The 17,792-nt window shown below is 73.6% G+C and carries 16 protein-coding genes and 2 pseudogenes; 15 read left to right on the top strand and 3 right to left on the bottom strand.

Going from position 1 to position 17,792, the window contains the following annotated elements; genetic code table 11:
- The 6 genes and pseudogenes from pstC to KCH_RS04860 all read left to right on the top strand — a co-directional run.
- On the top strand, nucleotides 1-989 hold a 989-nt coding region (gene pstC, locus KCH_RS04885), incomplete at its 5' end, for a phosphate ABC transporter permease subunit PstC (RefSeq protein WP_208865922.1).
- Nucleotides 990-1,003: 14 nt separating this feature from the next.
- Nucleotides 1,004-2,032: pseudogene (gene pstA, locus KCH_RS47055) on the top strand (phosphate ABC transporter permease PstA); the annotation flags it as partial.
- 184 nt (nucleotides 2,033-2,216) lie between these two features.
- The gene (locus KCH_RS45865) at nucleotides 2,217-3,899 is read left to right on the top strand and encodes a substrate-binding domain-containing protein (protein ID WP_035859339.1); all 1,683 of its coding nucleotides are present in this window, start codon (nucleotides 2,217-2,219) and stop codon (nucleotides 3,897-3,899) included.
- A 191-nt stretch (nucleotides 3,900-4,090) separates the two neighbouring features.
- Nucleotides 4,091-4,867, top strand: a complete 777-nt coding sequence (locus tag KCH_RS04870) for a sortase domain-containing protein (protein WP_208865921.1) — start codon at nucleotides 4,091-4,093, stop codon at nucleotides 4,865-4,867.
- A gap of 103 nt (nucleotides 4,868-4,970) precedes the next feature.
- Complete coding sequence (locus tag KCH_RS04865; protein ID WP_084223269.1) at nucleotides 4,971-5,861, top strand: phosphate ABC transporter ATP-binding protein; 891 nt, start codon at nucleotides 4,971-4,973, stop codon at nucleotides 5,859-5,861.
- A 253-nt stretch (nucleotides 5,862-6,114) separates the two neighbouring features.
- Complete coding sequence (locus KCH_RS04860) at nucleotides 6,115-6,666, top strand: YceI family protein (protein ID WP_035859332.1); 552 nt, start codon at nucleotides 6,115-6,117, stop codon at nucleotides 6,664-6,666.
- A gap of 89 nt (nucleotides 6,667-6,755) precedes the next feature.
- Here KCH_RS04860 and KCH_RS39180 read toward each other — a convergent pair.
- Nucleotides 6,756-7,189 (bottom strand): annotated as a pseudogene (locus KCH_RS39180) (ATP-binding protein).
- A gap of 146 nt (nucleotides 7,190-7,335) precedes the next feature.
- Here KCH_RS39180 and KCH_RS36825 point away from each other — a divergent pair.
- The 4 genes from KCH_RS36825 to KCH_RS04835 all read left to right on the top strand — a co-directional run bounded on the left by KCH_RS36825 (nucleotide 7,336) and on the right by KCH_RS04835 (nucleotide 10,597).
- Nucleotides 7,336-7,734 (top strand): SsgA family sporulation/cell division regulator, encoded by a 399-nt coding sequence (locus KCH_RS36825; protein WP_051652746.1) that lies wholly within the window; start codon nucleotides 7,336-7,338, stop codon nucleotides 7,732-7,734.
- Nucleotides 7,735-7,904: 170 nt separating this feature from the next.
- Nucleotides 7,905-8,456 carry a hypothetical protein gene (locus KCH_RS04845; protein WP_035859330.1) on the top strand — a complete coding sequence of 184 codons (552 nt, stop codon included), beginning with the start codon at nucleotides 7,905-7,907 and terminating at the stop codon, nucleotides 8,454-8,456.
- 28 nt (nucleotides 8,457-8,484) lie between these two features.
- On the top strand, nucleotides 8,485-9,069 hold the full coding sequence (locus KCH_RS04840; protein WP_035859329.1) for a S1 domain-containing protein: 585 nt from the start codon (nucleotides 8,485-8,487) through the stop codon (nucleotides 9,067-9,069).
- Between the two features lie 94 nt (nucleotides 9,070-9,163).
- Entirely contained in the window at nucleotides 9,164-10,597 is a 1,434-nt protein-coding gene (locus KCH_RS04835; protein ID WP_051652745.1) for a dihydrolipoyl dehydrogenase family protein, read from the top strand.
- 32 nt (nucleotides 10,598-10,629) lie between these two features.
- Here the strand turns inward: KCH_RS04835 and KCH_RS04830 are convergent, their stop codons facing one another.
- Complete coding sequence (locus KCH_RS04830; protein ID WP_035859321.1) at nucleotides 10,630-11,229, bottom strand: DUF3558 family protein; 600 nt, start codon at nucleotides 11,227-11,229, stop codon at nucleotides 10,630-10,632.
- Nucleotides 11,230-11,581: 352 nt separating this feature from the next.
- Between KCH_RS04830 and KCH_RS04825 the strand changes: the two genes are divergently transcribed.
- The 4 genes from KCH_RS04825 to KCH_RS04810 all read left to right on the top strand — a co-directional run bounded on the left by KCH_RS04825 (nucleotide 11,582) and on the right by KCH_RS04810 (nucleotide 16,749).
- Nucleotides 11,582-12,685 carry a thiopeptide-type bacteriocin biosynthesis protein gene (locus tag KCH_RS04825; protein WP_051652744.1) on the top strand — a complete coding sequence of 368 codons (1,104 nt, stop codon included), beginning with the start codon at nucleotides 11,582-11,584 and terminating at the stop codon, nucleotides 12,683-12,685.
- Nucleotides 12,682-15,252: a lantibiotic dehydratase gene (locus KCH_RS04820; protein ID WP_035859317.1), complete on the top strand. Its 2,571-nt coding sequence runs from the start codon at nucleotides 12,682-12,684 to the stop codon at nucleotides 15,250-15,252. The genes KCH_RS04825 and KCH_RS04820 overlap by 4 nt, the downstream gene beginning before the upstream one ends.
- Complete coding sequence (locus tag KCH_RS04815) at nucleotides 15,249-15,470, top strand: ABC transporter C-terminal domain-containing protein (protein WP_035859314.1); 222 nt, start codon at nucleotides 15,249-15,251, stop codon at nucleotides 15,468-15,470. The genes KCH_RS04820 and KCH_RS04815 overlap by 4 nt, the downstream gene beginning before the upstream one ends.
- A gap of 82 nt (nucleotides 15,471-15,552) precedes the next feature.
- Nucleotides 15,553-16,749, top strand: coding sequence for a lanthionine synthetase LanC family protein (locus KCH_RS04810; protein WP_051652743.1), 1,197 nt, complete (start codon nucleotides 15,553-15,555; stop codon nucleotides 16,747-16,749).
- Nucleotides 16,750-16,830: 81 nt separating this feature from the next.
- On the opposite strand, the gene KCH_RS04805 is transcribed toward KCH_RS04810, so the two are convergent.
- Complete coding sequence (locus KCH_RS04805; RefSeq protein WP_035859312.1) at nucleotides 16,831-17,178, bottom strand: DoxX family protein; 348 nt, start codon at nucleotides 17,176-17,178, stop codon at nucleotides 16,831-16,833.
- Nucleotides 17,179-17,341: 163 nt separating this feature from the next.
- On the opposite strand from KCH_RS04805, the gene KCH_RS04800 reads away from it, so the two are divergent.
- On the top strand, nucleotides 17,342-17,792 hold a 451-nt coding region (locus KCH_RS04800; protein ID WP_035859306.1), incomplete at its 3' end, for a sigma-70 family RNA polymerase sigma factor.

The raw sequence follows: 17,792 nt of genomic DNA, 5'->3' as shown, positions 1-17,792 counted from the left end.
CCGAGACCCGCGTCCCACTGCCCGAGACCGACCGGCCCCGCCCGATCGCCGCCCCCGCCTCGCCCGCCGACCGGGCCTTCCGCGGCATGCTGCGCACCGCCGGCCTGTCCGTGTTCGCCCTGATGGGCCTGATCGCGTTCTTCCTGCTGCTGCGCGGCAGCGAGGCGCTGCGCGCCGTCGGCTGGTCCTTCCTCACCGAGGAGCGCTGGCGCACCGCCGCGCACTCCTTCGGCATCGCCGCCGTGCTGCCCAACGGCATCCTGATCGCCGTGATCGCCCTGTGCATCGCGGTGCCGGTCGCGATCACCGCCGCGCTGTTCATCTCCGAGTACGCGCCCGTCCGGCTGCGGCCCCTGCTGGTCTCGCTGGTCGACCTGATGGCGGCCATCCCCAGCATCGTCTACGGCCTGTGGGGCCTGTTCTTCCTGCAGCCGCGGATCGTCGGCATCTGCCGCTGGCTGGCCGTCCACCTCGGCGGGGCGCTCCCGTTCCTGGAGGTGCGCACCGGCGAGGTCGCCACCTCCTACACCTCGTCCACGTTCATCGCCGGCACCGTGGTCTCGCTGATGATCATTCCGATCATCACCTCGCTCAGCCGCGAGGTGTTCTCGCAGGCCCCCGCCGGCGAACGCGAGGGCGCGTACGCGCTCGGCTCCACCCGCTGGGGCATGGTCCGCACCGTGGTGCTGCCGTTCGGACGCGGCGGCGTGATCGGCGCCGTGATGCTCGGCTTCGGCCGCGCGATGGGCGAGACCATCGCCGTCGCACTGATCATCTCGCCGGTGTTCCGGCTCTCCTGGCACGTCCTGGAGAACGGCGGCAACTCGATCTCGGCCCTGATCGCGCTGCGCTTCAGCGAGTCCGACAGCCTCTCGCTGTCCGCCCTGATGGCCGCCGGACTGGTGCTCTTCGCCCTCACCCTGCTGGTCAACGTGGCCGCCGGGTTCATCATCAGCCGGTCCCGGTCCGGCGCCTCGACCTCGGACTGACCGGAGGAATCCTCATGTCAACTCCCTTGGCACAAGCAACTCCTGAGCACCCCTCGCTCCCGGAGCAGCAGCGGATCCGGCTCGGCGGCACCACCCGCGAGGAGGTCCTCACCATGGCCGGCGCCGCCGCCGGCTCGCTCGCCCTCGACTGGCTGCTGTACGAACGCGTCCTCCCGTTCAGCGGCGCCTTCGGCTTCCTGCTCTGCTGGTACCTGCTCTTCCTCGCCTTCTACGCCCTCGCCGGGCGCCTCCAGTGGGACGCCCTGACGGTCCGTGAACGGCTCGCCACCGCCCTCGCCTGGAGCTCCGGGCTACTGGTGGTCGGCATCATCCTCGACCAGATCGGCTTCGTGATCCTGCGCGGCCTGCACGCCGCCCGGCACGCCAACTTCTTCACCGAGACCATGCGCAGCACCGCCGCACTCGACCCGATCACCTCCGGCGGCTGCCTGCACGCGGTCGTCGGCTCGCTCGAACAGATCGGCATGGCCACCCTGTTCTCGGTCCCGCTCGGCATCCTCACCGCCGTCTTCCTGGTCGAGGCCGGCCAGACCCGGCGCGGCGCCCGCCTGGTCAAGCCGGTGCGGGTGCTGGTCGAGGCGATGACCGCCCTGCCGTCGATCGTCGCCGGACTGTTCGTCCTCGGCGTGGTCATCCTCACCCTCGGCGTGGAGAAGAGCGGCTTCGCGGCGGCCCTCGCGCTCACCGTCATGATGATGCCGATCGTCACCCGGGCCGCGGAGGTCGTCGTCCGGCTCGTCCCCGGCACCCTCAAGGAGGCGTCCTACGCGCTCGGCGCCAGCCAGTGGCGCACCGTGTGGCACGTCGTCCTGCCCACCGCCCGCCCCGGGCTGGCCACCGCCGTCGTGCTCGGCATGGCCCGCGGCGTCGGCGAGACCTCCCCGGTGCTGCTCACCGCCGGCTTCACCACCCGGCTCAACCTGGACGCCTTCCACGGCAACCAGACCAGCCTGCCGCTGTTCGTCTGGAACTACGTCAAGCAGCCCTACCCCGACATGTTCGCCCGGGCGTTCGCGGGCGCGCTCACGCTGATGCTCGTGGTGCTGATCCTGTTCGTCACCGCCCGCATCCTCGGCCGCCACCGCACCCCGCCGACCGGCGAACCCGCCGCCCGCTGCGCCGGGCCACCGCCGCCGCCAAGTCCATTGAACCGGTGGCCAACTGATGACCACTCACCTGCCGCGCACCAGAAGGAAGACCCGCCCCGTGCGACTCCGTCACCTGACGTCGGCGCTGCTCGCCGCCGTGCTCGCCCTGCCCGCCGCGCTGCTCGGCGCGACACCCGCGCACGCCTCGACCTCGCTGAAGGCGGACGGCTCCAGCTGGGCCGGGCCGGCCATCGACCAGTGGCGGCGCGACGTCCAGCCGATGGGCATCGAGATCGACTTCACCGGCAGCGGCTCGGCCGCCGGCCGCGTCCAATGGTCCATCGGCCAGGACGACTTCACCGCCTCCGACGTCCCGTTCCGGTCCAAGGCCGACACCGGCGTCGACGGCGGGCGGGCCAGCAACGGCCAGGGCCAGCCGGAGAACCCGGTGTACGGCTACTCGTACGTGCCGATCACCGCCGGCGGCACCGCGCTGATGTACCACCTGGAGGTCGGCGGCAAGAAGGTCACCGACCTGCGGCTGTCCCCGGACACCATCGTCGGCATCTTCACCAACAAGATCACCTCCTGGGACGACCCGCGGATCACCGCCGACTACGGCCGCACCCTGCCGAAGATCCCGATCACGCCGGTGGTGCGCTCCGACGGCTCCGGCGCCAGCGCCCAGTTCACGCGCTGGATGGAGCACACCCACAAGAGCGAGTGGGACGCCTACTGCACCCAGGTCAACGGCGTCACCTGCGGCGACTACACCGAGTTCTACCCGGCCGCCGGCCGGATGACCGCGCAGAACGGCTCCGACGTGGTGGCGAACTACGTCCAGTCGCCGACCGGCATCGGCGCGATCGGCTACGACGAGTACGCGTTCGCCAAGCGCACCGGCTGGCCCGTCGTCAAGGTGCTCAACCCGGCCGGGTACTACACCCTGCCGAGCGCCTCCAACGTCGCGGTCGCGCTGACCGCCGCGAAGATCCGCGGCGTGGACGACAACACCTCCGCCAACGACCCCGACTACCTGCAGCAGAACCTCGACGGCGTCTACACCAACAACGACCCGCGTTCCTACCCGATCTCCTCCTACAGCTACCTGATCGTGCCGCGGGGCGGCACCAGCCTGCCGGTGACGCCCAAGTTCACCAACGACAAGGGCAGCGCGCTCAGCCGCTACCTCGCCTACGTGCTGTGCGCGGGACAGCGCGAGGCCGACGACCTCGGCTACTCGCCGATCCCGCGCAACCTGGTGCGCGGCGGACTGCTGCAGACCCAGCACATCCCCGGCAACGCCAGCCCCGTCGACCCCAACACGCTCTCCAACTGCCCCAACCCGACCTTCGACTCGGCCGGCCAGCTGATCGTCCTGAAGAACGCCCCGCAGCCCAGCCCGTGCGACAAGAAGGGCAGCCCGCTGGACTGCACCGTGCAGAACGGGCAGGCCGTGAAGACCGGCGGCGGCAACAACTCCGGTGGCGGCAGGACCGGTTCGGGCAGCGGCGGCAGCAGCGGGGGAGGCGCCGGAACGGGCGGGCCGGCCGCGGGCGGCGGCGGTGACGCCGGACCGCAGGCCGTCGACCCGCAGACCGGCGAACTGGTCACCGACTCCGGCGCCGGCGGCGGCGGTTCGGGCGGCAACGCGCCCGCCACGGTGGTCGCGCTCGGCGGCCGCCCGCAGGACTGGCTGCTGTCCACCCTCACCGCGCTCGAACTGCTCGGCGTGGTCACCGTGCCGCCGCTGCTGGCCGCCTGGTGGCGACGGCGCGGCACCGCCGCAGGGCCCCGATGAGCGCGCGGCCGACCCCGACCGCGGGCACCGGCGGCCTCGTCGGCCTCCCGCACGCACCCGCCACCACCTCCGAGGAGAGCAGATGACCGCGACCGCGTTGGAGCGGCCCAGCTCGGCGCCGGCCGCCCCCGCCGTGCCGCCGCCCCGCGCCGGGCCGCGGGAGGCGCCGACTGGAGGCCGCCGCCTGGTCGGTGACGCTCGGCGCCGTGCTGCTGCTCGGCTTCGTCGGGTACCTGTTCGCGCTGTCCGGGTTGCAGGAGGCGCGGCACCAGTCCACCGCCTACCACACCCTGCGCGACCAGCTCGGCAAGGCCACCGCCCCGACCGGGCCGACCACCGACGGCGCGCCGCTGGCCGTGCTCGACATCCCGGCCCTCGGACTGCGCCAGGCCGTCGTGGTCGAGGGCACCAACGGCCGTGACCTGATGCGCGGGCCCGGCCACCGGCGGGACACCGTGCTGCCCGGACAGCCCGGCGTCACCGTGCTGTTCGGCCGCTCCACCACCTTCGGCGGCCCTTTCGCCGGGCTCGGCGGGCTGAAGCCCGGCGACGGCATCGACATCACCACCGGGCAGGGCAGCTTCCACTACACCGTCAACGCCTCCGGCGACGGCGGCCACCCGATCACCGACACCGCCCCCAACCGGCTGGTGCTGGTCACCGGCGACTCCGACTGGATCCCCACCAGCACCGTGCTGATCGGCGCCCGCCTCGACGGCGAGCCGCAGCCGCTCGGCGCGCGCCGCCCCGCCGCCACGCCCACCGACAAGGCGCTGGCCGCCGACAAGGGCGCCCTGTCCGCCCTGCAACTCTGGTCGCTGGCCCTGCTGCTGACCGTCGTCACGGCCGCCCTGGCGGCCCGCCACTGGCGGCGCACCGCCACCTACCTGTGCCTGGCCCCGGTGGCCGCCGCGCTGCTCTGGTCGGTGTACGAGAACGCCGCCGCGCTGCTGCCCAACGTGTACTGACCGACCTCCTGTTGAACCGCCCGCCGCAGCCGGACGGGCCCCGACCGACCACCTGCTGAACCGCCCGCCGCAGCCCCGCCCTCCGGAGAGGACCCGTCCGAGGATGACCGACACCGCGCAACCCCCGTACGCCGTACCCGAGTTCGGCAAGGACCCGAGCGACCCGCCGACTGTGCCGCTGCCGCCCGTGTCCGCCGGCGCCGACGGGCCGTCAGGGGCGCTGTCCGGGCTGGAGACCCGCGACCTGACCGCCTGGTTCGGGCAGCGCAAGGTGCTGGAACGCGTCTCACTGCGGATGCGGGCCGGCGAGATCACCGCCCTGATCGGCCCGTCCGGCTGCGGCAAGTCCACCTACCTGCGGATCCTCAACCGGATGCACGAGATGGTGCGCGGCGCGGCGCTGGCCGGCGAGGTGCTGCTCGACGGCGAGGACGTGTACGCCCCCGGCCGCCGCCCCGCCGAGGTCCGGCGGCGGATCGGCATGGTGTTCCAGCGGCCCAACCCGTTCCCCGCCATGTCGCTGTACGACAACGTGATCAGCGGCCTGAAGCTGGCCGGGATCAGGGCGAGCCGCGACGAACGCGACCACCTGGTGGAGTCCAGCCTGCGCCAGGCCGGCCTGTGGAACGAGGTCAGCAACCGGCTCGGCACCCCCGGCGGCGCACTCTCCGGCGGCCAGCAGCAGCGCCTGTGCATCGCCCGCTCGCTCGCGGTCTCCCCGGAGATCCTGCTGATGGACGAACCCTGCTCGGCGCTCGACCCGACCTCCACCCGCCGCATCGAGGAGACCATCGCCGACCTGCGCCACCGGCTCACCATCGTCATCGTCACCCACAACATGCAGCAGGCGCAGCGCGTTTCGCAGTCCTGCGCGTTCTTCCTCGCCAGCCACGACACCCCCGGCCGGATCGTCGAAGCCGGGCCCACCGCCCAGCTGTTCACCGACCCGGCCGACCCGCGCACCGCGGACTACGTCAACGGGCGCTTCGGCTGACCGGCGGGCGGTGACGGGGCGGCGACGGGGCGGCAACGGGCCCGCTGGTCGGCGCCCGGCCCGGCCGACGGTGTGTCACGGCCGGGTCGGGCGGCGGAGCGCCTAGCGTGGACGTGGCGACCGGCGCGATGCCGCCGCCGGTGCGCCCGCAGGAGTCACGCAGCCGTGCCACGCCACTGTGTGCACGTCACCGTGCCACACCACCGTGTCACGCCACCGTGCCACGTCACGCCACGAGGAGAGAGCGCCGACCATGACCGTCAGCCTGCCCGAGCTCACCGGGGACTACGTCCTCGACGCCGCCCACACCCGGATCGGCTTCGTCGCCCGCCACGCCATGGTCACCAAGGTCCGCGGCGCCTTCCACCAGTTCGAGGGCACCGCGCACCTGGACGGCTCCGACCCGTCCCGGTCCACCGGGCAGGTGGTGATCAAGACCGAGAGCATCGACACCGGCGTCGAGCAGCGCGACCAGCACCTGCGGACCAACGACTTCCTGGACGCGCCGAACTTCCCCGAGATCACCTTCCGCACCACCAAGGTCGAGCCGAAGTCCGACACGGACTACCGCGTCACCGGCGACCTCACCATCAAGGACACCACCAAGCCCGTCACCATCGACTTCGAGTACACCGGCAACGCGGTCGACCCGTACGGCAACCTGCGGGTCGGCCTGGAGGGCTCGGTCACCATCAGCCGCAAGGAGTTCGGCGTCACCTGGAACGCCGCCCTGGAGGGCGGCGGCGTGCTGGTCGGCGACAAGGTGGTGCTCGAGTTCGACGTCTCCGCCATCAAGCAGAGCTGACGGACCGTCCGGCCCGGGACGCGTTCACCCGGCGGGAAACCGCTTTCCCTCTCCCGCCGGGCCGCCATCGGGACGCTGTGTCGGGTCGGTCAGTTGGGCGGCTCGGCCGGCTCGGGCGGGACGCGGAAGCAGGCGGTGACGAACTTCCCCGAGTCGTCGCCGTGGACCTCCCAGTCGTCGGAGAGCCGGTCGACGAGTGCCATCCCGCGACCGGACTGGGCGTCCGGCCGGCCGCGCGCGGACGCGGCGGGGTCGGCGAGCCGTCGTGGACGCTGACGTACAGACAACTGCCGTCCCAGGTGAGGACCAGGTCGGCGTTGCTGCGGGCATGGATGTGCGCGTTGGTGATCAGCTCGGAGACGGTGAGCACCACCGCGTCCGCGACCTCCGGCGCGTCGGTGGTCCAGCCCAGCGTGTCCAGGTGGGCGCGGGCCCATCGCCGCCCGGCCCGGATCCCGCCGGAGACCGGCATCCGGCGGGCCCAGCCGAGGGCTCTCACCTGGTTGTGGTGTTGTTCCGTCATCTGACCTCCCGGGACCGCGTACAGCCTCCTGACTCGGATGCCCCGTCCGGGCCGTACCATGTGGGCCCGCCCGTCCATCCTCCGGACGCATACAACGCCCCACCCGGGCAAGGCGGTTGCGGACATCGGAACGAGGAGACCGCCTGATGCGCACGTGCGTCGAACGCCACCTGCCCGTCCACGTGTTCGGCGCGGCCGGGGGGCGCCGCGTCATGATCCTGGACTACCGCCCATTCGATCCCTACGCCGTCCGACTCGCCTTCCCGCACGCCGCCGTCACCTGGACCGTCGCCCGCGACCTGCTCACCGCCGGCCTCGCCGGCCCGGCCGGCGACGGCACCGTCCGCATCCGGCCCTGGCCCAACGGCCGCATCCGGCTTGCCTTCCGCGGCGCCGACGGCACCCGCGCCACCGTCCTCGCCCCCACCTCCGCCCTCGCCGAGTTCCTCGCGGCCACCCACACCCTCGTCCCCCGGGCGCCGAACCCAGCCACCAGGCCATCCCCACCGACCCGTCCCCGCTCTTCCCCGCCACCCCGGACCTGACGACCGACCACCCGTGACGGGACGCGCCGACCGCCACCCGCCGCCGTAGTACAGTCCGCAAAAACGATCACCGGGGAACTGATCGCCGGGGACTGATGGCCGGGGATCACCGGGGAACGAAGGGGGCAGCGGTGGTACGTCGCAGGCGGATCGCGTGGTGGCTGAGAGGCGTGGCGGGAGCGGCACTTCTTGCGTACCTGCCGGGCCTCTGGGCCTCGCGCTCGGGCGGCCTGGTGGAGGTCGAGCGCCGGCTCGACCATCCCGTGCTGCTGGTCGGGTCCGCCGTCCTGCTGGTCGTGGTCTCGGTGGTGATCGAGTTCGAGTTCCGCACCATGTGGTCGCAGGTCGGCTGCGCAGCGGCCCTGGTGATCCTCGGGTTCGTCGGCCTGCCGATCGGCTACGTGTCGATCATGTTCGGCGACAACGCGCGGGAGCTGTCCCGCACGGTCAACCCGGAACACCCCGAGCACGCGCTGGCCGTGACCGACACCAGCGCCTCGATCGACCCCTTCTACGAGGTGCAGGTGCTCACCGGCAGCGGCTGGTCCACCCGCCACTGGGACCTCGGCGGCTGGGGCGAGGGCGACGGCCGCGGCTACTTCAACAGCGCCGAATGGACCGGCCCGAACGAGATCACGGTCACCTCGGACCGGGAGACCACGGTCTTCACCGTGGACCCCGAAACCGGCCGCCCGAGCGAGCCTCGGATCACCCGCAAGTAGCCGCGCAGCGAAGGACCGGAGGCCGGGCATGGACAGGTACACCCTTGTGGAGTGCGTGGTGATCGGGCATCAGCACTACGGCCCGCGCACGCGAACCGTGGCCGGCGACCTTCCCGGGTACGTGGATGCGAGCGTCGTCTCGGACGATCCGGGGAGCAGCCGCGAAGACTGGCCGGCGGTCGGGCAGCGGCTGGACTGTGTGGTGCTGGGGCAGACCCGGGACGGCCGGCTGCGGTTGAGTGCCCGGCCCCGGGATATCGAACTCATCAGGTCCGTCGCCGAGGTGCGGACGGCCCTGACCGGGTGGCGCGCGCTCGCGGAGGCGGGTGACGAGGCAGCCGGCGTGCGGGAGTTCCTGCGGACGCCCGAGGCCCTGCCGACCCTGCGGTGGGCGCTGCGCCACCCAGCAGGGTCGGAGGATCGGGTGCGCGCGGAGGCGATGGTCGAACGGATGCCGGAGGGCATGAGGCAGGCCCTGCACCGGTACCTGCCGGGCCGGGGCGGGCGGACGGACGGCGACCTGTCCGGCCAGGAGACGGAGGAGCGTTTCGCGGGGTTCGTCCAGCGGCCTCCGGAGGAACATGGCGCTGTGGGGACAGTGCCCGGTCCGTGAGGCGCGTGGGTGGACGGCCGTTCGTGGTGTACGAATGGGCTGACGGGCCGTCATGGTGCGGCCGGCGGGAGATGGAGCGGGAGGGCGGCTGCTGATGGGTGCGGACGGGGACAGCTACGACGTGGTGGTGGTCGGGGCCGGGCCGACCGGGGAGAACCTGGCGGACCGGGCCCGGGCCGGCGGGCTGAGCGTGGCGATCGTCGAGGGCGAACTGGTGGGCGGGGAGTGCTCGTACTGGGCGTGCATGCCGAGCAAGGCGCTGCTGCGGCCGGCCGCCGCGCTCGCCGACGCCCGGCGGCTGGCCGGCACGCGCGAGGCCGTCACCGGGGAGCTGGACGCGGGCGCGGTGCTCAAGCGGCGGGACGAGTTCGCGTCGAACTGGCAGGACGACGGCCAGGTGGCGTGGCTGGCCTCCGTGGGCATCGACCTGGTCCGCGGCCACGGGCGGCTGGACGGTGAACGCCGCGTCACCGTCGAGACGCCGGAGGGCGGCCGGCGCACCCTCACCGCGCGGCACGCCGTCGCCGTCTGCACCGGCACCCGCGCCGCGCTCCCCGACCTGCCCGGGCTCGCCGAGGCCAAGGTGTGGACCAGCCGGGAGGCGACCTCCGCCGGCAGCGTTCCGGGCCGGCTCGCGGTGGTCGGCGGCGGCGTCGTCGCCGTCGAAATGGCCCACGCCTGGCGGGCGTTGGGCAGCGAGGTGACGCTGCTGGTCCGCGGCGCCCGACTGCTCGACCGCACCGAGGACTTCGCCGGCCAGCTGGTCGCGGACGGGCTGCGCGCGGCCGGCGTCGACATCCGGCTCGGTGTCTCCGCGACCTCCGTGCACCGCGCCGAGGACGGCACCGTCACCCTCGCTCTGGACGACGGCACCCGACTGCCCGCCGACGAGGTCCTGTTCGCCACCGGCCGCGTCCCGAACACCGCCGACCTCGGCCTGGAGACCGTCGGCCTCACCCCCGGCAGCTGGATCACCACCGACGACACCGGCCTCGCCACGGACGTCCCCGGCGGCTGGCTGTACGCCGCCGGCGACGTCAATCACCGGGCGCTGCTCACCCACCAGGGCAAGTACCAGGGACGGATCTTCGGCCAGGTGATCGCCGACCGCGCCGCCGACCGCCTGCTCGACCTCGCCCCCTGGGGCCGCAGCGTCGCCACCGCCGACCGCACGGCCGTCCCGCAGGTCGTCTTCACCGACCCCGAGGTCGCCGCCGTCGGCCTGAGCCGGCGTCAGGCCGAGGACGCCGGCCTGCGGGTGCGCGCCGTCGACTTCGACCTCGGCAACGTGGCCGGCGCCTCGCTGTACGCCGACGACTACCGGGGCCGCGCCCGCGCCGTCGTCGACCTGGACCGGGAGACCCTGGTCGGCGTCACCTTCGTCGGCCCCGGCGTCGCCGAACTGCTGCACTCCGCCACGGTCGCCGTCGCCGGCGAGGTCCCGCTGTCCCGGCTCTGGCACGCCGTACCCGCCTACCCGACGATCAGCGAGGTCTGGCTGCGTCTGCTGGAGGCCTACCGGGGCTGACAGCCGCTCCTCGCGACTAGTTTGACGGTCGATCAGGAGTGGAGGCGCGGCGCGGCGAGGCGGGCCAGCGCCTGCTCCGCCGCGACCTCCGCCGGGGCGTTGGCGGCGCCCAGCTCGCCGCGGTCGGCGACCGCCTCGATGCCGTAGCGGGCGCCGCCGACCGTGAACAGCAGCTCCGGATTGCGGCCGTCCTCCTTGGCGCTGACCAGAACGGCGCTGTCACCGATGCCCGGCACCGGCTGCACCTTCAGATCCGGGCTCGCCACGGTCCGCGCGTACGCGGTCTCGTCGACCAGCCGCAGCGCCACGTACGAGCGGCGCGCACCCCAGGTGCACGCCCACGGCTTCTCCTTCGACGGCCCCTCCGCGCGGAGTTGCGCCGAACCGCCCAGCGCCGCGCTGACCTGCGCATCGGTGAGGACGGAACACGGGTCGGCCGGCCGACCCGCCGCGGCCGCCGGCCCGGACGGCGGACCGGTGAGGGTGAGGGTGACGGAACCGGGCGTGCTCGCCGCGGTGCTCGGTGCGGCCCTGCCGTCGGTCGAGGTCGAGGAGGTGCATGCCGTCGCGGCCAGTCCGGTCAGCAGGAGGACCGCCAGTGGCAGCGCCCGCCGCCCGTCGCAGTGCAGCATCGTTGCGTCCCCCCGAAGAGCCCGACACGGATCGCTCGCAGCACCACGGTAGCCGCTGACGGCAGGCATCGTCGGCCAGATCGCCTGCCATGGAAAAAAGTTGACGCGATGTCACCTGTGGTGGCGTGCCCGCTGGCCCGGTCGGCGTCCGGAGCCGGGCGGGTGCAGCCGCCGGGGCGGCGGGCCGGCCGGCCTTCCGCGAGCGGCCGGGATGGAGCGGAGCCGGGGGTGGCGCTAAAATTTGGGCACGCACAGAGATACGCAGAGCCACACCATCCGCCCAAGCGCGCGAGCCTCACCTGCGGCGTGACGCCATTCGTCCGTGCCGGTCGCTCGCCCGCAGGGAGCTGCCATGCAGGAGCTGCCCGCGTCGGCCTTCGTGCCGACGGAAGCCCGCTTCCCGGCCGACGTCCACTGCACCCGGATCCGGTTCGACGGCCAACAGCTGCCGCTGGCCTCCTTCCTCCGGCACTGCGCCCGGATGCTGGACCCCGTGGGGAGCCCGGAGCACGAGACCCGCGCGGCGGACGAGCCTCCCGCACTGGCCCGCGCCCGAAGGGTGTTCCTGCACGCCGGACTGGCCGCGCTGGCCGACGATGCGCGGCCCTCCTGGTTCCAGCTCGGCGTGGCCCCGCCCGCAGGCCGTGAGCTCCGCGTCGAGCTGTACCGGCAGGTCGCCCTGCTGGCCCGGGAGTTGCTGCACGACGGCGCCGCCGGCAATTTCTTCCTCATGCACAAGCCGCCCGGCCTGCGCCTGCGCTTCGAATCCGGAACCGGCACCGGAAGCGGGAGCGGGAGCGGGGTCGGAAGAGGGGGAAGGGTAGCGCCGGTCGCGGGCCGGGTCCGGGCCGCGGTGGCCGGATGGCGGCGGGACGGCTTGGTGCTCGCGGTCGAGCCCGGTGTCTACGAGCCGGAGAACCGGCTATTCGGCGGGCCGGTCTCGATGCGCTACGCCCACCGGGTGTTCACCGCGGACTCGCTGGCCTGGCTGGACTTCCACGCCGCGGACCCCGCCGACACCGGGCCGGACTGGGCGGTGTCGCTGGCGATGGTCCGTGCACTGCTGGACGCACTGGCCATCGCCGGCTGGGAGGACATCGACGTCTGGGACCGCATCCGTGACCGGACCGGCCGACAACTGCCCTCCGGGGCCGCCGAGTTGTCCGAGCTCACCGAGATCGACACCGAGCTCGTGGAGCTGTGGCAGCACCCGGAGTCGCTGATCCGCCAACTGCCGCCGGTGGCCCGTCGCATCGTCGACGAGTACCGCGCCGCTGTGGAGCCCATCGGCCGGCAGTGGCGCACCGGCTACTTCGCCACCGAAGCCGCCGGTCTCGGCCCGCGTGCGGTCGCGGCCTTCGTCATCGTCTTCCACTGGAACCGGGCCGGAATGACGATGCTCCGGCAGGCGCTGCTGGCCCAGGCGCTGGCCACCCGGGAGGCGGGCGTGCGATGAGCGAAGCGATCGGCTCCTCGGCCCTGCTGCGGGTGGCCGGCCTGCCCATCCGGTACTGGCTCGCCGGTGCGAGCCCGGAACTGTTTGCCCTGGCCCGGCAGTTGTCGGCATCCGAGGACCGCTACCGCACCCTCGGCCCGGACCTCGCCGACCGGATCGGCCGCCACGTGGTGCCCGATCCGGCCCTGAGCCGGAGCGAACGTGCCGCGGCACTGGCAGTGCGGCGCCACCTGCACAACGCGAAGCCGGTCGCCGCAGCGGACCACCGACGGCTGGCCGAGACGCTGGCCCGGCTCCCCGATAGCCCCCAACGCCTCAGGCTGTCCGGTGACTTGGAGGAAGCGATGAGGTGCGCCGCCGAGATCGCCGAGCTGGACGCCCGCCTGCGCGACGCGGCCGAGGCGGAACGCCGGCGGCTGGCCGACCTGCCCCGTGCGACCGCCCGCCGCTCGCCGGTCGCCGCCGCGGTACTGGAGAACGCCGAGGGCGGTGGGGCGCTCAACAGGCGGGCCCGGCAACGGACCGAGCGGCAGTGGCGGCTGCTCACCCGGGCCACGACGGTGAGCACGCCGCGCGGCTGGTTCGGCCACACCGCGCTGCTGCCGGTCGGCCCGGCAACTGCCGCACTGACGTGGCCACTTGAGCTGACCGGCGAGTTCGCCACCGGGTGGATGGAGAGCATCGGCGAGCGCCGCCGGACCCTCGCCGCCGGACCGCTGCCACCCCCGCAGAGCGGCATCCGACTCGCCGTCACCCCGCTCCACCAACGCGAGGACGGACAACTGCAGTACATCGTCCTCGACCCCGAACAGCCGAGCCTGGTTAGCCAGTTGTCGCTTCGCCGCACCGACCTGCTCGCCGCGGTGCACGCGGCGCTGGACACCGGCGCCCTCCCGCTCGCCGAGCTGGAACGGGCCGTCCGGGAGCAGGCACCGGACGACGAACTCGAGGTGCTGCGCGGCTTCCTGGCACATCTGACCACGATCGGCGTCCTGCAACCGTGCCTCACCCCCGACCAGCACCTGACTCCCTGGGGCCCGGCGGCCCAGGTGGTCACCCGCTCCCGGCGGGCCAGGTCGGGCGCCGGTGCCGGTGCCGGGGCCGCTGCCGGTGCCGGTTCGGAGCGGGACGGCTGGCTGGACGTGTACCGGCGTACCAGAACCACCCTTCCCCGTAGGGACCTTGACCGGCTGCAACAGCTCGCCGCCCAGGCGATGCGGATCCTCGCACTGATCTCCGCGGACGCCGACCGTCCCGCCCCGCCGCCGCGCGACAGCACCTGCCGGCCGTTGATGGACGTGCTGCGCCGACGGCTGAACACCGGCGAGGCCAACCGGAGGGCTTGGCGGCAGCCGCCGGACTGGGCCCCGCCGGCCACCGAGGAGTCCGGATTCGGCCGGCTGCTGGGGGAGTTGAACCGGCGGCTGGACAGCGGGCGCGGCGGCAGGTTGGACATCGATGCGGAACTGCTGGACGAGGTCGGCGCGCCCCCGGCCGCGATCGACTGGCCGGTCGACTGCCTGCTGCGCCCCGCGAACCCGTCCGCCGGCTACCTGGGAGTGCTGGACCAGCTGTGGCCGGCCGGCATCGTCGACTCCAGGTTCGCGCAGGCCTTCGACGCCTTGTCGGACGGAGCCCCTCAAGTCCGCTCCTACCGGCGGTTCTTGGACCGCCTGGAAGAGGAGACCGGGCTGCTCCTGGTCGAACTGCTGATCCCGCCGCTGTCCGCCCGCGCGGACAACGCGGTGCGCCGGCCCGCGTACACCCGGGCCTTCACCGGCGATCCGGACCTGGCCACCTACCGGCCGCCCGGTACCGGCCCGCCCCCGCGGTACATCCCGCTGGAAGCGATCACCGTGCACAGCGACCCCTCGGGGTTCTGGGCCGAAGCCGACGGCCGGCGGATCTGGCCGATGTACCACGCCACCCGCTCGCCGCTGCCGCCCTGGGACCACGTGGCCGAACTGCTGCTGGCCGCCGCACCCCGGCAGCTGCCCTGGACAACCCGGCGGCTCCACCGGTCACTTGACCTGTTCCCGGAGCGGGCGTGGATGCCACGGATCACCGTGGGCGGCGAGCTGGTGATCTCGCCCGCGCAGTGGCGGCTGCCGGCCGGCGGGCTGTGGCAGCCGGAACAGCCGCTGCCCTCGATCGTCCGGTCGATGGTCCGGCTGCGCGACCGGCTCGGGCTGCCCCGGCTGGTGTTCGTCGCGGCCGGACACCGGGCACCGGTGCCGCTCCACCTGGAGAGCCTGGCCGCGGTTCCGGTCCTCGACCGGCTGCTCAGGGACTCCGTGACGGGCCCGGGCGAGGTGGCGCGGGCCGGCCCGGAACTGGTCGCCACGGAGATGCTTCCGCAGCCGTCGGACCTCGCCGTCGTCGACCACACCGGCGACCCGCTGGTCGCCGGACTGCTGCTGCGACTGCCGGGCACCGAGACACCGGAGGCGATGGCCGCCAGGCTGGCCGGTCGGCTGCGACCGCGGCCCGGCGGCCCGGGCCCGGACCGGGAGCCGCCGGCCCACGAGCGTGCAGGAATCACCGCACGAGGAAAGGAGAGGCCATGACAGCGGCTGGCTCGTCCGCGGCCCTCGAGGCCAGGATCGCGGAACTGGAGACGAAACTGGCCAACATCACCAACCTGGTGAACGCCGAAGCGTTCAGCGCCGGTGACTGCACCAACGGCTGCACCGACGGGTGCACCCGCAACTGCACCAACGGCTGCACCGGAGGCGGATGCCTGGCCGAGGTGACGAACATCGGTGAGGCCGGCGGCACGGCCTGACACCCCGACAAGGGCGTCGTGTGGACCGGCGACCCCGGCCGACGCGACGCCCTGCCTCGACAACGCGGAAAGGGGACGGACCGTGGACCTCACCACCCTGCCGGCGAGCAGCCTCGACGGAGTGCTGAGCGCGGCCGGCACGGCCCTCCGCCGCTATGCCCGCGCCGACTCCGGCCACGCCACGGACGGCACCCACGACGCCGGCCCGGCCCTGCTCGCCGCACTCACGGCCCAAGCCGGCCTCGAAGAAACCGAGTTGACGCGGCGTGTGCTGGAACGCTGGCTCAGCACCCAGCCCGACGGCGCTCCCCACCAGGTGGGTGCGTTCGGCGGACTCGCCGGCCTCTTCGCCGGGCTCCGTGCCGCCGGCCCGTTGCAGCCCCCGCTGCGCCCGCTGGCCCGGCTCGTCGCCGAATCACTGGCCGCCTGGTCGTCGTCCGGTGCGCTGCGCCTCGACCGGGTCGGCTGGATCGACTACGACCTCATCAACGGCCCGGCCGGCGTGGTCCTGTGCCTGGCCGGGACCGAGCACACCGCCCAGAGCCTGCCCGCTGCCCGGCACCTCGCCGCCCTCTGCGACCGTCCGGACCTGCACCGGCTCCGCCTGCACGAGGCCATCGACCCGCGATCCGCCTGGAACGTCGGACGGATCAACACCGGCCTGGGCCACGGCGTCGCAGGTGTCGCCGCCGCCCTGCGCGCCGCCGCCGAGACCGCGACCACCCGGCCCGAGGATTTCACCGCCCCGCTGCGACACGTCTGCGACTGGCTGGTCGCCCAGTCCTACGTGGACGACCAGGGCCTGACCACCTGGCCCCCGGCCGGCCTCGACGGCACCCCGCCGTCCCGGCGCCCCACCCGCCGCCAGGCCTGGTGCTACGGCACCCCGGGCATCGCCTGGACGCTCTGGGACGCCGGACGGGTGCTGGCCGACGAGACCCTGACGGGGTTCGCGCGGCAGGCGATGCAGTCCTTCTGCGAGGCCTTCGACGAACACCGCCACCTCGATCCGGACCCGGTCGACGCAGCCCTGACCGTCTGCCACGGCGCCGCCGGGACGCTGGCCCTGGCCGACGCCTTCGCCCGCCACGCGAGCCTCCCCGCGGCGGCGGCCCTTCGCGGCCGGCTGACCGCCTACCTGACCGAACGCCTCCCTGACGTCAAGGAGTTGGCAATGCTCGACCTGTCGGTCCTCAACGGCGCCACCGGCATCTTCGCGGCGCTGCTGTCGACCGCCGCCACCGAGCGGCCCTGGCTCGCCCAACTCGCCCTCCGCTGACGGACGCAGGGGCGTCGAGCAGCACCGGGCCCGGTACGTGAGCAGGGCCGCGTGCGTGCGGGACGGGTCGGGCCGGGGTGTTCAGGCGAATCCGAGCACCGGGGCGATCGCCAGCAGCAGGAACACCAGGGGGAAGGCCAGGTTGTGCAGGACCCGCGCCCGGAGGTGGGCGAGGACTGCGCCGATGAAGAACAGCACGAGGCCGATGCCCGCCGCCAGGCCCAGTTCCCGCAGGCCGCACAGGCCCGCCAGGACGCCCAGGACGCCCGCGCCCTCCAGGGCGGCGAGCAGCGGGAGGTGGCGGGGGTCGAGGCCGACTGCGGTGGCGTTCTGCACCACGAAGCGGGCGCGGAGCAGCTTCGCCCCCACTTCGTAGGCGTTCGCCAGCAGGCAGCACACCGTGAGGGCGAGCAGGACCGCCGCGCTCACCGCCGCCACCCGGCCCGGGCCGAACCCGCCTGCGGGAAGGGCTGATCCGTGAACGCTAGACTCATCTCGACTCCTCGAAGTGCCAGGTCACCGGCGTGTGCAGCCGGCCGTCGTGCTCTCTCACCCCGCTCGACGACCCCGGCACCCGAAAGGTGACCCTCTCGTGGAACTGATTGCGCACTTCGAGGCCGCGCGGCCCTGGCTGCTCTCGCTGGCCCATCGCATTCTCGGCTCGTACCAGGACGCCGAGGACGCCGTGCAGACCGTCTGGACCAGGGCGCACGGCGTCGACGCCGCGACCCTGGACAACCCGGCGGCGTGGCTCACCACCGTCACCGCCCGGCTCTGCACGGACCAGTTGCGGGCCCACGCCCGCCGACCCGAACTGCCGCTGCCGGAGCAGGACTTCCAGTCCGCGGAGCTGGCCGTCGAGGAGGCGTTCCTGCGCCGCGAGGAGGTCTCCCGGGCGCTGCTGGTGCTGCTCGACGCGCTCCCGCCGCGGCAGCGCGTGGCGTACGTGCTGCACGACCTGTTCGCCGTCCCGTTCGACCGGATCGCCGATGTCCTCGACGTCCGCCCGGACGCGGCGAAGAAGCTCGCCAGCCGGGCCCGGG

The sequence above is a fragment of the Kitasatospora cheerisanensis KCTC 2395 genome (assembly GCF_000696185.1).
GTDB classification, from domain to species: Bacteria; Actinomycetota; Actinomycetes; order Streptomycetales; family Streptomycetaceae; genus Kitasatospora; species Kitasatospora cheerisanensis.
The sequence above is the reverse complement of the archived record's forward strand: the minus strand, read 5'-3'. Positions and strand labels throughout refer to the sequence as shown.